The following is a 14,943-nucleotide window of genomic DNA, read 5'->3' as shown; positions in this document are numbered from 1 at the left end:
TTACTGCCGCGACTTAGCCGTTATAATTCCCCGATTGGTCACTTAAATTGAAGCCGTCTGAGTGCCCTGCAAACAAACCCCGTAGCGGGACGCGATGCACTGGCAATGAACGGCGCCTCATACAAATCCATGTTCCAAGCTATTTTATTTTCACCCTTTCTCAAAAAGCCAGAATTCCTGGCGCTGCATAGAATCAGGATTTTCATTATGTATGCATGTCCAGCATGGAACTGATCATTCCCGGGGCGCTTCCCCCGCTTTCGGTGGCAGGCGAAACCGCCGTCCATTTGGAAAAAACAGCAACGCTGCTGCGACGCCTGTTCGAATACGCCACCCCGCATATTCACCCGGCCGACCCGGACCAGACCGGCTGCACCCCTTACGAAGCCTGGTTGGTGCAGCGTTATCATTTTGCGCCCATGCCTGATCAGGCGCCCTGCGCCGCCCTGGCACCCATTTTGGTGCCAGTAGCACAAAATACTGAGCCCGTCTGGCTGTTTCAACTGGCGCACTTTGGCCTGAGCAACAGCGGTGCACACATGCTTACCGCCAGCGACATTGCAGTGACCGAGCAGGAAAGCGTGGCGCTTTATGAAAGCGCGGCGGACATTTTTACAGATACCCCATTTACGCTGACCGGCCACACCCGGCAGGGCTGGACCGTTGCCGTACCAGATGGTTTCAGTTTGCCGTCACGCAGCCCGACGCTGATTGCCAGCGCCGATCTGGCACATGTCTGGCCTCAGGAGGATGCTTTCAAACCCTTGCGTCGCCTGCTTAGTGAACTGCAGATTGCATGGCATCATCACCCCGTGAATGAAGCGCGACGCGACAGGAAAATGCCGCTAATCAATGGCGGCTGGCTGTTTGGCGGCGCCGCAGCGGCACAATTGACTGCGCCATCAACAGCAATGCCGATCGTGATACCCGACCTGGAAGCGGCCCATCGCCAGCGTCAATGGGGTCACTGGCTGGCGCTGTTGCCGGCGGTGGAACAGACACTGACGCGTGAACTGGCGACAGCCCTTAAAACCCACTCGGGCGGCAACCCTGTTACCATGCCAGTCAGCCTGATCCTGACCGGCGACGACCGATGGGTCACACTCACCCTGGAACCTACGCCGGCGCTGCTCAAGTGGCTGCCCGGTCAACGCAAGCAATGGAAGCAATGGTGGTCTCAGTAAAAATCACAGCCCGTTCGGTCAACCCGGACTACGAAAAACAACTGCAGGAAAGCGGCATTCACACACTGCTGGCCCGCCTGTGGGCCGCGCGCGGCGTGGCCACGTCCGAACAAACGCGCCTGTCCTGGGCCGACCTGATCAACCCGTCTGAACTCAATCAGGCCGACAAAGCTGCAGCCATTCTTGCCGATGCCATCGCCGCCGGCAAAAAACTGCTGATTATTGCCGATTACGATTGCGATGGCGCCACCGCGTGCGCTGTTGCCCTGCGCGGTTTGCGCGCCTTTGGCGCCGATGTGGATTTTCTGGTGCCAAACCGATTCGAAACCGGCTATGGCCTGTCGCCCGCAGTGTTGAGCTGGCCAGCCGACACCATGCCGGCAAGCCGGATATGCTTATCACGGTGGACAATGGCATTGCCAGCATCGAAGGCGTACAGGCGGCCAACGACCTGGGCATGCAGGTGCTGGTTACTGACCATCACCTGCCCGCGGATGCGCTGCCCGATGCCATCGCCATTGTGAACCCAAACCATCCCGAGTGCCAGTTTCCTTCCAAGAACCTGGCCGGCGTTGGCGTGATTTTTTACGTCTTGCTGGCGCTGCGCGCGGAGTTCCGCCGCCGTGGCTGGGTGGATGCCAAAGAAGGCCCCAGGCTTGACGCCCTGGCTGACCTGGTCGCGCTGGGAACCGTGGCCGATGTGGTGCGGCTGGACGCCAATAATCGCCTGCTGGTATCGCAGGGACTGAAAAAAATCCGTAATAATCAACTGCAGCCCGGCCTCAAGGCCCTGTTCCTGGTCGCCAGTTGTGATAACCGGGATGCGACGGCACTGGACCTGGGTTTTCGTATCGGCCCGAGGATCAATGCAGCTGGCCGCCTGGCCGACATGAGCATAGGCATCCGCTGCCTCACCACAGACGACGAGGCCGAAGCGCTGGCGCTGGCTCGCGAACTGGATACGATGAACCATCGACGTCGCACCATCGAACAGGATATGAGCGAACAGGCCCAGGCCAGCCTGGAAGCACCGGAGAAGGCCCGCAACGCCACTGTATGCGTCTTTCATCCAGACTGGCATCAGGCGTGGTGGGGATCGTTGCTTCACGGCTGAAGGAAAAATTCTGGAAGCCCACCCTGGCCTTTGCCCCGGGAGACCCGGGCGAACTGCGCGGCTCAGGCAGATCAGTACCGGATGTGCACTTACGGGATGTACTGGATCTGGTGTCCAAAACCCATTCGGGCATGATTCTTAAATTCGGCGGCCATGCCATGGCCGCCGGCCTGACACTACGGCAAGAGGCTTTTGCCGAATTCGAAGAAGCCTTTGACCTGGCCGTACGCCGTATCAGCGGCAAAGACAGCTTTGAACCCCTGATCGAGACTGACGGCTCGCTCGATCCGCTTTTTACAACTGCGGAAGTGGCCGGCATGTTACACCAGCATGTCTGGGGCGCGGGTTTCCCGCCGCCGCTTTTCCGGGACACGTTCCGTGTGCTCAACCAGCGCCTGCTCAAGGAAAAACACCTCAAATTACGCCTGGAACGCATGAACCAGCAATACGATGCGATCTGGTTCAATCATGCGGAAGCACTACCGGAATACACTGATCTTATCTATGAAATTGCCCCTAATGCCTGGAACGGCGTTGTAAATGTGCAACTAATGGTGCGTCACGCCGAGCCTGCTGCCTTCTAGAAGTACCGCCGCGCCACGCCATTTATTGCGATCGCTATCAAAAGGACGGTTTTCGGGTATTCTTGTTACAACGTTTACCGTCCCGACAAGGCAAGCACTCAGGCATTTGTTACGCTGCCTCTTTATTTGCCCAAAAAATACTTATGAAATTTACCAGCGCCCTTTTGCTCACCCTTCTGGCTTTGACCGCCTGCACGACAACCGGCACACCCGGACAGCATATCGACGGTGTGGTTGGCACGGTCGGGGGCGCCTTTGGCAACGTGTCAGGTCAGCAACCGACACGCTGATCGCTGCAGTAACAGTTCCCATTGCGCGTACCATGCACCGGGGAAGTTTTGCGGCCAAATATCAGCATTCGCCCGGCCATAGCGCCCGCGTGCGTTAAAATAAAGGGTTAAGCAAAATTACTCAGCAAGGGAATAACACGCATGGAAGCAGAACGTCAAAACCAACTCGCCGCCCGTCTCGAAGACTACGCTGAGCGCGAGGACGCGCTTCGGAGGTATCTTTGACGTCGAATCCAAATCGGAACGACTGCAGGTAGTGAATCTGGAGCTGGAAAATCCAGACGTCTGGAACGACCCCGAGAAAGCCCAGGAATTGGGCCGGGAGAAAAAGACGCTGGAAAATGTCGTCCTTGTCCTGGATGAACTGCAGCAAAACATCCGCGATACACAAGAACTGTTCGAACTGGCCAGTGCCGACGATGACGATGCGACCCTGCTTGCCATCGAAGAAGATACCGACGGCTTTGGCAAGATCATCGAGGGCTTCGAATTTCGCCGTATGTTCTCCAACCCGGCCGACCCGCTCAATTGCTTTGTCGACATCCAGGCCGGCGCCGGCGGCACCGAGGCTCAGGACTGGGCTTCCATGCTTTTGCGCCAATATCTCAGATATTGCGAACGCAAGGACTTCAAGACAGAAGTACTGGAAGAGTCTGATGGCGACGTCGCCGGTATCAAGTCGGCAACGATCAAGGTCGAAGGCGAATACGCATTCGGCTACTTGCGCACGGAAAGCGGTGTCCACCGGCTGGTGCGCAAAAGCCCGTTCGATTCTTCCAATGGGCGTCACACCTCCTTTGCCAGTGTTTACGTCTACCCCGAAATCGATGACTCCATCGAGATTGAAATCAATCCAGCGGACTTGCGGGTCGATACGTACCGCGCCAGTGGTGCGGGAGGTCAGCACATCAACAAAACCGATTCGGCCGTGCGGCTTACCCATACGCCGACAGGCATTGTTGTACAGTGCCAGAATGACCGCTCGCAACATCGCAACCGCGCCGAAGCCATGTCCATGCTGCGCTCCAAACTGTACGAGCTGGAAATGCGCAATCGCCTGGCCGAACAGCAGAAACTGGAAGACGCCAAGACCGAGGTGGGCTGGGGGCATCAGATCCGCTCGTACGTGCTGGACAATAGCCGCATTAAGGATCTGCGCACCAACGTCGAAATCTCCAATACCCAGAAAGTACTGGACGGCGATCTTGACCCGTTTATCGAAGCCAGCTTAAAGCAGGGAGTTTGATATGAGTGGAACCATCGCTATCGTTACCGGCGCCTCGCGTGGTCTGGGAGCTGCCCTGGCCCGCAGTCTGGCGGGCAGCGTGCGCCAGCTCATTACGGTATCGCGCAACAGCGATCCGGAAACACAACAGCTGGCCGAGGCATCGGGGTGCCAGCATGTTCATTATGGCCATGACCTGTCAGATGTTCAGCATATCGAGGCGGCCGCGCTGGGCATTTTTGCCCAGCTGGATCAGACGGCAGACCAGTACCTGCTGATCAACAACGCCGGCTCGCTGGGTCCGGTCGCCCAGTACGATACGCTTGACGACGCCCATGCGATATCCAGCACATTCAATCTGAATGTGACCAGCGCCATGCTGCTGACCACCGCTCTGCTACGCGCCACCCGTGCACTGGGCGCAGATGTACGCGTGGTCAACATATCCTCTGGCGCCGGGCGCTCACCCACTGCCGGCTGGGGTGTGTACTGCGCCACCAAGGCTGCGTTGGACATGTATACACGCGTCGCCCGTCTTGAAGCGCCGCAAGCCAGGCTGGTTTCGCTTGCCCCCGGCGTCATCGACACCAGCATGCAGGCTACCATTCGGTCCGGCAATACAGACGACTTTCCCGATCTGGCGCGCTTTAACACAATGAACGAAACCGGTGTGCTGCGCAGCCCCCAGGCCGTGGCAGAGAATATTATTAGGTATATCAATAGCGAGCACTTTGCCAGCAAAGAACTTGATGATATACGCCAGTACAGCCAGTAAGCAGGCAATAGCAGCGACGTTGCCCTGTCCGGGCGGCGCGCCGCAATGTTGTAACCCATTCACCCTGGCATGTCACATGTGTCTGACATGCCAAGCTAAACATCAGCAAACCCTATGAACGACAACCAGAAAGACGCGCCCGTTACCGAAGTGGACGAAAACAAACTCATCGCCGAAAGGCGCGGAAAACTGTCGCGCCTGCGCTCGGCAGGCGTGGCTTATCCCAATAGCTACAAACCGCAACACAAGGCACAGGCCCTGCACGAGCAGTTTGACCAGTTCGACAAAGAAACCCTGGACCCTCAGGCCAATCCTGCCTGTGTTGCCGGCCGAATGATGCTCAAGCGTGTTATGGGCAAAGCCAGTTTTGCCACCATCCAGGACGCTAGCGGGCGCATTCAGATTTATCTGGACAAAAAAGGCGTGGGCGAAGAGGTTTACGAACAGTTCAAGACCTGGGACATCGGTGACATCATCGGCGTCAGTGGCCGCGTCTTCAAGACCAACAAGGGCGAGCTGTCGATTCACGCAGAATCGATCAATCTGATTTCCAAATCCCTGCGACCCCTGCCCGACAAATTCCACGGCATCGCCGACCAGGAACTGCGTTATCGCCAGCGCTATGTCGATCTGATCATGACCGAAGAGTCGCGCAACACGTTCAAGGTGCGCAGCAAGGCCATTGCCGCAATGCGCTCGGTCATGAACGACGCGGGTTTTCTGGAAGTGGAAACCCCCATGCTGCACCCTATTCCCGGTGGTGCCGCGGCCAAACCGTTTGTGACGCATCACAACGCGCTGGATATGCAGATGTTCCTGCGCATTGCACCCGAACTGTATCTGAAGCGGCTTGTCGTGGGTGGTTTCGAACGCGTATTTGAGATCAACCGCAACTTTCGCAACGAAGGCGTCAGCCCGCGGCACAATCCTGAATTCACAATGATGGAGTTCTATGCGGCCTACACAGACTACCAGTGGCTTATGGACTTTACCGAGCAGTTGCTGCGCGATGTTGCCATTGAAGCGACCGGCAGCGCGGTTCTGACGCATCAAGGCAAACCACTGGACCTGAGCCAGCCGTTCGATCGCCTGACAATCACCCAAGCTATCATGAAATACGCCGAGGGATATACAGAACCACAATTGAATGACATCGAGTTCCTGCGCACCGAATTGCGCAGACTTGGCGCAGAAGTAGATGGCCCGGTATTGGCACGCGCCGGTATTGGCGCATTGCAGCTGGCGTTGTTCGAAGAAACGGCCGAATCAAAATTGTGGAACCCGACCTTCATCATTGATTACCCGGTAGAAGTCTCTCCATTGGCACGTGCCTCGGACAGCAACCCGGAAATCACTGAACGCTTCGAGCTATTCATTACCGGCCGCGAAATTGCCAACGGTTTCTCAGAGCTGAATGATCCCGAAGACCAGGCAGCTCGCTTCCAGCACAGGTTGTTGCCAAGGATGCCGGCGACGAAGAAGCCATGTACTACGATGCCGATTATATTCGTGCGCTCGAATACGGCATGCCGCCAGCCGGCGGCTGCGGCATTGGCATTGACCGGTACATTATGTTGCTGACCGATAGCCCGACTATTCGCGATGTACTGCTCTTTCCGCATCTGCGCAAGGAAGACTGATCCCTTAGTAATCAACTGATGCAGTGTTGGAGGAAAAAGGCGGCGATCATGCCGCCTTTTTTATTGGTGTACGCCATCGAATCGCTCGATCGCATCGATCAGCACGCTGACCCCCTGGGCGAGCTCTTTTGCCGATGTCCACTCCTGCGCGCAATGGCTTTTACCCTCTTTGCTGGGCACGAAAATCATTGCTGCAGGACTGATATGGCTTAAAAATGCGGCGTCATGACCAGCACCGCTGGGCATGACTTTATACGGCAACCCAAGGCTATCGCTGGCATCGCGTATATGCGCCATCAGTTGCGGCGCGCAAACAACGGGCTGGGTATCAGTGACCGTCTCGCAAGAGAGCAGCGTCACCTGATTCATCGCTGCCGCCTGAGCGGCAATGTGCCCGAGCTGTCTGTGCAAGGCCTCCATGCTGGGTCGATGGTCCGAGCGCATTTCAACTGAAATCTCGGCAAACCCCGGCACCACATTGCTGGCATTCGGTTTGACATTGAACTGACCACAAGTGGCCACGACATAATGTTCCGGCTTCTGGCTGCTCATCTGAGCCGCAACATGACGAATATCACAGGCGGTCTGTGCTGCGGCAAGCAGTGCATCGCTGCGCATATGCATGGGCGTTGTCCCCGCATGCGCAGCCTGCCCCTTAAATTTGATGCGCACCCTGATAATGCCAACAATGGCGCTCACCACGCCTATCGGCAACGCCTCATTTTCCAGTACACAACCTTGCTCAATATGAATTTCAAAAAAAGCCTTGATATCCTCGCGCTGGCCAGGGCACTTGGCTTGCCACCCATACGAATGATCGCTTCTGCGAGCTGCTCGCCGGTCTGCGGGTGCGTGCAACGCAGTATATCCTCTGACAAATAACCACTGATACCCCTGCTGCCAATGCAAGACTGGCCCCACTCACTGGCTCTTCGGCCAGAAAATCAATGACTTCGAGCGTATGATTCAACTTGATATTGCGTTCCTGTAGCGAGGCCACGCATTCGAGCCCGGCAACAACGCCGGCAACGCCATCAAAGCGTCCGCCACCGGGCACCGTATCGCTATGTGAACCGATAGCGATCACTCCAGCATTCTTATCCCTACCAGCCAGACTTCCCACGAGATTGCCGGCCGCATCCACATGAACAGGCATACCCAGCTGTTGCATCCTCTCGGATATCCACTGGCGCCCCTTCAGGAAAGTGTCGCTAAACGATCGCCTTGTGTAAGGCAATGCCGCATCGGTAATTGTGCCCAGTTCCATCAGTGCATCCCAATAGCGCTGCTGATTGGCTTTCATCATAACGATAATCCTGCTGTCGATAAGAGACAAATAACCCGATAGCCACCGCACTGCACAATAACGTTACTGTCGCTGACTACCTGGTTGTCTCGTCCCTCGGTTTTATTCAATTTATAGTCGATCGTATCATCATCGCACAGGCCCGTATCCGAAAGTTGTGCCCGCAGTCTCACTATATAAGTCTGCTTGACTTGTCTGTACCCGACTGAAATTTGGCTTACAACTGAGCAATACACATTGAAGTTGAACCTGTTTACTATATCGGCAAAATAAACAGGGAGAACTTTAATGAAGAAATTGCTTGTAGTTATCGGCTTTCTGGCGATTTTTCTAAGCGGTTGTGTGGTGCACGATCGCCATTATGGATACCGTGATGGCTATCGATACAGCGGACCAAAGTACGAAAGAAAATACAGCCATTACAGTCGTCATCGCCACTATCGCCCTCGGTCTTACCACAGAGGGTATCGGGCCCACCGAGAATACCGTGGTCATCGGGATTACCGTGGCCATCGGGACTATCGCGCTCACCGGTCACACCACCGGCGTCATCACCGCGATTAATACATTTTGCTAACGCGTCTGCATCAACGGCTTTTACTATCCCCACGGGCTGGATTAACGCTCAGCCTATGGGGCCACCTTAAAGCCAGGGTATATTTAATTGTGGAGCAGACGATTAATAAAAGCGTGTCGTATCAAAGACGGCATCAGGAAAGCTGCAGCTCAAACGCTCTTTGCCCGTTCCCAGGCTTTTGCGTTTCACTACCAGCCTGCCAACGGGCCCGGTACGATTCAAATGAGTGCCGCCACAAGCAATCTGGTGCTGCTCGCAATGCCAACTGCGCAAATCCGGTTCCTGCGGATGTGCGCTCATCGTGATGGCCGCATTCCGCAAAACCAGGTCATAGGCACAGGCTTCGATCTGGCTGATTTGCTCGGCAGTAAAACGCTCACTTACACCGAAATCAAACCGCGCCCCATCGGTTCGGATATGACAGCCCAGCGTAGACTGTACGGCATCCGGCCGGATCATACCGACAGCAACATAAAGAATATGAGATGCCGTATGGCTGAGCGACAGGCGCGCTCTTCGATCCGTATCGATACAGATCGCGACGTTGTCGCCAATATGCAGATCGCTTAGCAGTGACACATCATCCGGATGCACTTTGTGCCAGATGACGCCACCGACCTGTACATCTGGAAAACCATTAATCCCGGGCGCATGCCCGTACATTTTTCTTACGTCGATAAACCTCAGAACGCGGCCATTGTTCAGTGTAATGGTGCCATGGTCTGCCTCCTGCCCACCGCCTTCGGGAAAAGCCACCGTAGCATCCAGCTCGATCATGTCGGCTTCAATTTTTATAACGCTGGCCTGACAGTGACCGGCATAACTGTCCTCGTAATAACGCTTTCGGGTTTGGCGATGAAATTTCATGATGTCTGGTTCTTTGGGACTATTGATGCTCAGTTTCTGAGATTACTCGAAGACGATGCAACGCGAAAGCTGCCTTGCGTCTTGCGAAACAACAAAAACCGTCTGAAAATCTGCGAAATATACATTTATCATATGCGTTTTACCTTGATTCAATGCAATTTTCGATCAATCGACCGAATTCAGCAATGAGCGATCAGGTCAGGATAACAATCGATATCCCTGCCTGATATCCCCGCGATTTATTGTCAGCCAACGTACGAATTCCTGTCATATTAAACCTGTAACATCTGTGCATTATCGTCAACAGGATCACGTCATATGAAATCCGCTCAATTTTCCCCAGCCGTCGTCGCAGCCTCAAAGCCCTGGCAAGTGCGCCCATGTTGCCGCTTACCACCGGGGTTCTGGGTAGCTTTGCCGGCTTTGCCACCGCCCAGACCGCCGATGCGGTACAAAAGGCATTTGCCTCTGCAGAGTTTATTGGCATGGCAGCACCCACGCTGGACAATCCTGCCGCGCTGGCCGACACCACAGTGGGATCTTCCCTGAAGATCAACTGGGCCGACAAAACCGACACGACGTTTGAACTGGCTTACAAGCCATTCTTTCTGACCGGCGACAAAGTACCCGACGGCAAAGGCGGCCAGATCATCGCTGGCGGTTATTTTGATATCAATAACAAGCCCATCATGGATACATCGGTTGCCGGCAAAGAGCGCCAGATCTTCTCCAACAGCCCCGATGGTACGTCCCTGCTCAAGCTGGACAATGCCAAGGTTGAAGGCGTCAAAGGCAATGCGGTATTTGCGGTAGTACAGTTCGAATACACCACCCGCAACCTGAATGGCGACGATATGTACGGCAAACTGCCCTCGCCCATCGCCGTGCTTACCCTGGATCAGGATCCTGATACAGGCCATCTGTCCCTGGTGAAGTATCACAATGTCGATACTTCCGGCGTACATGGCCTGTGGATCACCTGTGGCGCCTCACTCTCGCCATGGAATACGCATCTGTCCAGCGAAGAATACGAACCCGATGCCTTTAAAGTGGCCAAGAATGACGAATTCAAAGGCTTCAGCAAGGCGCTGTTCGGCGACGAGAAAAAAGCCAACCCTTATCACTACGGTCATATGCCTGAAGTGACGGTCAACCCCGACGGCACCGCCACCATCAAGAAGCATTACAACCTGGGCCGTATTTCACATGAATTGATCCAGGTGATGCCGGACAACCGTACCGCATTGATGGGCGACGATGCCAACCACGGCGGCTTGTTCATGTTTGTTGCCGACAAGGAAAAAGATCTGTCTGCCGGAAATCTCTATGTCGCAAAATGGCACCAGACCAGTGGCGAGGGCCCCGGCTCGGCCGACCTGACGTGGATTCATCTGGGTCATGCGACCAGCGATGAAATCGAGGCGCTGGCTGACAAGCTGGCGCCCGAAGACATCATGGAAGTGAAAACCGAAGACCCCAGCGATGATTCCTTCAAGAAAATCGTCTTTGACAAAAAGGTCAACTGGGTCAAGCTGAAACCTGGCATGGAAAAAGCCGCCACCTTCCTGGAAACCCATCGCCACGCGGCTGTTGCCGGCGGCAGCATGGGCTTTTCAAAAATGGAAGGAACAACGGTCAACGCCAAAGATAAAATTGCCTACTCGGCCATGTCCTACGTGCGCGATTCCATGCTGGATGGCTCCAGTGACATTAAGGTCCAAGGTCCGTACGCAGGCGCCGTTTATGCACTGAATCTGAAAGCCGGACAGAAAGACCATACTGGCAAGCCAATCAACAGCGAATGGGTCCCGGTCGACATGAAACCACCGGCAGAACTGGTCGGCGAAGATCTGCCAACGCCCGATGCGCTGGGCAACCTGGCGAACGCAGATAAAATTGCCAACCCGGACAATATCAAGTTCTCAGAAAAGTTGCGCACCCTGTTCATTGGCGAAGACAGCGGCACGCACGTCAATAATTTCCTGTGGGCCTACAACGTGGATACCAAGCAACTGGCACGTCTGCTGTCCTGCCCTGCCGGCGCCGAATCAACAGGCTTGCAATCTGTAGACGAGCTCAATGGCTGGACCTACATCATGAGCAACTTCCAGCACCCTGGTGACTGGGAAAAAGGCAAAGGCGGCAAACCCGGCCTGCATGATGTGGTCAAGGACAAGGTCGCCCCGTTGATCGATGAAAATTATCATGATCGCTTCAGCGCTGCAGTTGGCTATTTGACCGGCAAGGAAAAAGCCGTAAAGATATAATTCAAAAAGAACCACTTCTAAAACGGCCACTGGAGCCTGTGCAACGCAGGTTTTGGTGGCCGTTTTTTTACCAACAATCCCAGTAATAGCCAATTTTCTGACTACCCCACAGGATCATCATTCCAAGCACTACTTGCTCATAATACGGTCACAGGCCTAGCGTATTTTGTACACTGTTTACCAGTACCTGCAACCGTTTGGGAATTTCCCCATTCCGCTGGACAAATGACCCGTCAGTAATTGGGACACCGCAATTGAGGACAAAAATATTGCCATCTATCGGCTTCGCAAAGGGAACCGCAAAACCAAATGAATGCGACACCCATTGCTGATTGTTCGAGCAATAGCCATAGCGCTCGAATTCTCGATATGTCTCGTCCAGGCTATGATGATGCGCCTTGTAGTGATCCGGCTGCTCCACCCGAATGCGATTCAGGGTGGCGTTGCGCTCTTCTACAGAGGCGCGGCACAGCCAAGCCTTGCCGGCGGCAGTCGACATCATGGGTAAAGCGGCACCAATATCGGGATGAGCCTGCAGGGTTTCATTGGCGCGCGCCGTTTCCACATAAACCATATTACAACGATCACGAATAACCAGAGAAACAGCTCCATTCACTTCAAGCGCCAGCCGCAACATCAGAGGGCGAGCAATCTGTCTGAGCTGCAGGCTCGCAAGTAACGGATAGCTTAATGTCAGCAACGCTGGCCCCAGCTGATAGCGTCTACCCTGCGGTGCGCGCCGCAAATACCCCAGTTGCACAAGCGTATGGGTCAGTCTGACCACCGTACTCGGAGACAATCCGGAGCGCACTGAAATTTGCTTGTTTCCCAAGGTCAGCTCTCCCGATCTAAAGCAGGCAAGCACATCGATTGCCTGAGCCAGTGTGGAGGCAAATTGCGGATCGGTTGTTTTGCTATCGATGTCAGCCATTCTGTACATCCTGCTGCCTGCATTCATTTATTTCGTCTACCATCGCGAGCAATGGGCCTGCAGCGACCTCCTCAATAGTTCTATTTTTCAGTCTGGATACCGGCACCCCGCAATTGAAGACCAGATAGTCGCCGTTCACCGAATCACGCAAAACAACGGCCACCGCGTGAACATCTGCCTGCCAGTCGCCAAACGAGAGGCAATAGCCTTTTGAGTTCCAGTCATGCAAAGCCCGTTCCCAGGCGGCACCATGCGTCTGCAACTGCGACGCGTCTTCCCTACGAATCTGAGCCAGCACGCGTTCACGTGTCTCAGTAGACACATTGGCCAGCCAGGCGCGTCCCATTGCTGAAGCCAGTAATGGCAGACGCGCACCGATATCAGGGCGATAGCCGATGACCTCGTGACCTCGACTGGTTTCGATGTACACCATATGCAGCTTGTCATTCAGGCCAAGCGACACAGACCCTTCGCAACGATCTGCCAGCGCTCGCATATAGGGCCTTGCCATTTGACGCAAACGGATGCCGCTAAGCATGGGGTGTGCCAGCGAAAGAATACCGGCACCCAGTCGGTATCTTCGCAGCTGTACGTCATACAGCAATAGCCCCTTGAGCGCCAGAGTATAGGTCAGCCGCGAAATAGTAGCTTTGGACAGGCCCGTGCGCTCAGCCAGCTCTTTGTTGCTGAGCGCTGGCTCTGTCATCCGGAAACACTGCAAGACCGACATGCCGTGTGCCACTGTTGTCGCAAAACGGGGGTCGCTATGCTTATCTGTGTCTTCCATCCTGAAAATCTCTCCTCAAAAAAACGGCAAAAAATTAAAGTTTATTAGATTTAAATTCAATATATCGAAACAATAATATCGCTATTAAATATAAATTGCTATGCTTTTCCAACAATCACACACTATCGCCATCACCACTAACAAAAGCAGAGAAGGAGAACCAATATGCTGCGGGATCCCGAGTCGTTCACTATTTTTTTAGATTCACTGCAACGTTTTGTACATGAACGCCTGGTGCCACAAGAAAAGCACGTTGCACAATCGGACGAAGTTCCTGAAGATGTTGTCAGAGATATGGCAGAGCAGAATATGTTCGGCTACTCGATTCCCGAGCAATACGGCGGGCTGGGCATGACAACCGAAGAACTGGTTCTTGCCGCCATGCAGTTATCCCAATGCTCGGTCGCATTTCGAGCACGTGTGGGTACCAACACCGGTATCGGATCCGAAGGCTGGTGGCCGATGGTACACCCGAACAGAAGCAGCGTTATCTGCCGGAGCTGGCCAGCGGACGGATGACCGGCTCATTTGCTTTGACAGAACCGGAAGCCGGTTCAGATGCCACAGCATTACAGACCACAGCAAGACGCGAAGGCGATCATTATGTGTTGAACGGTACAAAATGCTTTATTACCAATGCGCCGATAGCCGATGTTTTCACTGTGATGGCACGCACCGATCCGGATAATCGCAAAGCCAGCGGTATTTCCGCATTTCTGGTAGAACGCACCACTCCAGGCCTGACTACCGGGCAGCCCTACGAAAAAATGGGACAAGCCGGTTCACCCGTGTCCGAAGTGCATTTCGACAACTGCCGCGTGCCCGCGTCCAACCTGATTGGCGGGACAGAAGGGATGGGTTTCAAAACTGCCATGAAGGTATTGAATAAACAGCGTATTCACCTGGCGGCGCTGTGTATTGGTCCGGCAATTCGCATGTTGGACGAAGCCATGAAATTTGTGGGTAATCGCTCTCAATTTGGTCAACCTCTGATGAATTTTCAATTGATTCAGGCGATGATCGCCGATTGCAAAACGGACATTGAAACGGCAAAAGCACTCGTGCTGCAAACGGCACGAGAACGCGACGAAGGCAAGGATGTCACGATGAATGCATCCATTTGCAAATATTTTTCCTCTGAAATGTGCGGACGGGTCGCCGACCGCTGTGTCCAGATGTTCGGCGGATATGGCTATATCGCGGACTTTGGCATTGAGCGCTTTTACCGCGATGTACGCCTGTTCCGCCTGTATGAAGGCACCAGTCAGATCCACCAGCTCAACATTGCGCGTCTGACGTTAAAAAATGCCGGCTTCGAACCCGGCCGTTAAGACCTCCTTCCATTTCATTCGCAATACAACGATGCCTCGTCAGAAGGCCCAATAACAACGGAGAC

General features: G+C 54.5%; 11 protein-coding genes and 3 pseudogenes. 9 read left to right on the top strand and 5 right to left on the bottom strand.

What is annotated here, in order from left to right:
* Window positions 1-224: 224 nt before the first annotated feature.
* The 6 genes and pseudogenes from TKWG_RS09050 to lysS all read left to right on the top strand — a co-directional run bounded on the left by TKWG_RS09050 (window position 225) and on the right by lysS (window position 6,812).
* Window positions 225-1,184 (top strand): hypothetical protein, encoded by a 960-nt coding sequence (locus TKWG_RS09050; protein ID WP_148274512.1) that lies wholly within the window; start codon window positions 225-227, stop codon window positions 1,182-1,184.
* Window positions 1,172-2,882 (top strand): annotated as a pseudogene (gene recJ / locus TKWG_RS09045) (single-stranded-DNA-specific exonuclease RecJ). Before TKWG_RS09050 ends, recJ begins: the two are co-directional and overlap by 13 nt.
* Before the next feature lie 143 nt (window positions 2,883-3,025).
* Window positions 3,026-3,172, top strand: coding sequence for a hypothetical protein (locus TKWG_RS23615; protein WP_171815150.1), 147 nt, complete (start codon window positions 3,026-3,028; stop codon window positions 3,170-3,172).
* A 141-nt stretch (window positions 3,173-3,313) separates the two neighbouring features.
* A protein-coding gene (gene prfB, locus TKWG_RS09040) for a peptide chain release factor 2 (RefSeq protein ID WP_148274511.1) occupies window positions 3,314-4,418 on the top strand; the annotation gives its coding sequence in 2 pieces (ribosomal slippage) (window positions 3,314-3,394 and window positions 3,396-4,418; 1,104 coding nt in all).
* Between the two features lies 1 nt (window position 4,419).
* Window positions 4,420-5,172 carry an SDR family NAD(P)-dependent oxidoreductase gene (locus TKWG_RS09035; protein ID WP_014750540.1) on the top strand — a complete coding sequence of 251 codons (753 nt, stop codon included), beginning with the start codon at window positions 4,420-4,422 and terminating at the stop codon, window positions 5,170-5,172.
* 114 nt (window positions 5,173-5,286) lie between these two features.
* A pseudogene (gene lysS / locus TKWG_RS09030) lies at window positions 5,287-6,812 on the top strand (lysine--tRNA ligase).
* 60 nt (window positions 6,813-6,872) lie between these two features.
* Here lysS and TKWG_RS21430 read toward each other — a convergent pair.
* On the bottom strand, window positions 6,873-7,670 hold the full coding sequence (locus TKWG_RS21430) for a hydantoinase/carbamoylase family amidase (protein WP_171815149.1): 798 nt from the start codon (window positions 7,668-7,670) through the stop codon (window positions 6,873-6,875).
* Window positions 7,567-8,118 carry a M20/M25/M40 family metallo-hydrolase gene (locus TKWG_RS25955; RefSeq protein WP_014750536.1) on the bottom strand — a complete coding sequence of 184 codons (552 nt, stop codon included), beginning with the start codon at window positions 8,116-8,118 and terminating at the stop codon, window positions 7,567-7,569. The genes TKWG_RS21430 and TKWG_RS25955 overlap by 104 nt, the downstream gene beginning before the upstream one ends.
* Window positions 8,119-8,479: 361 nt before the next feature.
* Here TKWG_RS25955 and TKWG_RS09020 point away from each other — a divergent pair, with 361 nt between their 5' ends.
* Window positions 8,480-8,695 carry a hypothetical protein gene (locus tag TKWG_RS09020; protein WP_148274510.1) on the top strand — a complete coding sequence of 72 codons (216 nt, stop codon included), beginning with the start codon at window positions 8,480-8,482 and terminating at the stop codon, window positions 8,693-8,695.
* 102 nt (window positions 8,696-8,797) lie between these two features.
* Here TKWG_RS09020 and TKWG_RS09015 read toward each other — a convergent pair whose 3' ends face one another.
* Entirely contained in the window at window positions 8,798-9,562 is a 765-nt protein-coding gene (locus tag TKWG_RS09015) for an alanyl-tRNA editing protein (RefSeq protein WP_014750534.1), read from the bottom strand.
* A gap of 380 nt (window positions 9,563-9,942) precedes the next feature.
* Between TKWG_RS09015 and TKWG_RS09005 the strand changes: the two genes are divergently transcribed.
* Entirely contained in the window at window positions 9,943-11,829 is a 1,887-nt protein-coding gene (locus TKWG_RS09005; protein WP_014750532.1) for a PhoX family protein, read from the top strand.
* Between the two features lie 148 nt (window positions 11,830-11,977).
* Here the strand turns inward: TKWG_RS09005 and TKWG_RS09000 are convergent, their stop codons facing one another.
* Window positions 11,978-12,760 carry an IclR family transcriptional regulator gene (locus tag TKWG_RS09000; protein ID WP_014750531.1) on the bottom strand — a complete coding sequence of 261 codons (783 nt, stop codon included), beginning with the start codon at window positions 12,758-12,760 and terminating at the stop codon, window positions 11,978-11,980.
* Window positions 12,753-13,547, bottom strand: a complete 795-nt coding sequence (locus TKWG_RS08995) for an IclR family transcriptional regulator (RefSeq protein WP_014750530.1) — start codon at window positions 13,545-13,547, stop codon at window positions 12,753-12,755. The genes TKWG_RS09000 and TKWG_RS08995 overlap by 8 nt, the downstream gene beginning before the upstream one ends.
* Window positions 13,548-13,712: 165 nt before the next feature.
* Between TKWG_RS08995 and TKWG_RS08990 the strand changes: the two are divergent.
* Window positions 13,713-14,878: pseudogene (locus tag TKWG_RS08990) on the top strand (acyl-CoA dehydrogenase family protein).
* The last annotated feature ends 65 nt before the right edge of the window (window positions 14,879-14,943 follow it).

Source organism: Advenella kashmirensis WT001 (assembly GCF_000219915.2).
Classification (GTDB): Bacteria; Pseudomonadota; Gammaproteobacteria; order Burkholderiales; family Burkholderiaceae_B; genus Advenella; species Advenella kashmirensis.
Note: the sequence above shows the minus strand (reverse complement) of the source record. Positions and strands in the feature narration are given on the sequence as shown.

Excerpts from the sequence above, each read along its gene's own strand:
- TKWG_RS09050 (WP_148274512.1), top strand. The coding sequence starts at position 225 with ATGGAACTGATCATTCCCGGGGCGCTTCCCCCGCTTTCGGTGGCAGGC.
- TKWG_RS23615 (WP_171815150.1), top strand. The coding sequence starts at position 3,026 with ATGAAATTTACCAGCGCCCTTTTGCTCACCCTTCTGGCTTTGACCGCC.
- TKWG_RS09035 (WP_014750540.1), top strand. The coding sequence starts at position 4,420 with ATGAGTGGAACCATCGCTATCGTTACCGGCGCCTCGCGTGGTCTGGGA.
- TKWG_RS25955 (WP_014750536.1), bottom strand. The coding sequence starts at position 8,118 with ATGATGAAAGCCAATCAGCAGCGCTATTGGGATGCACTGATGGAACTG.
- TKWG_RS09020 (WP_148274510.1), top strand. The coding sequence starts at position 8,480 with ATGGATACCGTGATGGCTATCGATACAGCGGACCAAAGTACGAAAGAA.
- TKWG_RS09015 (WP_014750534.1), bottom strand. The coding sequence starts at position 9,562 with ATGAAATTTCATCGCCAAACCCGAAAGCGTTATTACGAGGACAGTTAT.
- TKWG_RS09005 (WP_014750532.1), top strand. The coding sequence starts at position 9,943 with ATGTTGCCGCTTACCACCGGGGTTCTGGGTAGCTTTGCCGGCTTTGCC.
- TKWG_RS09000 (WP_014750531.1), bottom strand. The coding sequence starts at position 12,760 with ATGGCTGACATCGATAGCAAAACAACCGATCCGCAATTTGCCTCCACA.
- TKWG_RS08995 (WP_014750530.1), bottom strand. The coding sequence starts at position 13,547 with ATGGAAGACACAGATAAGCATAGCGACCCCCGTTTTGCGACAACAGTG.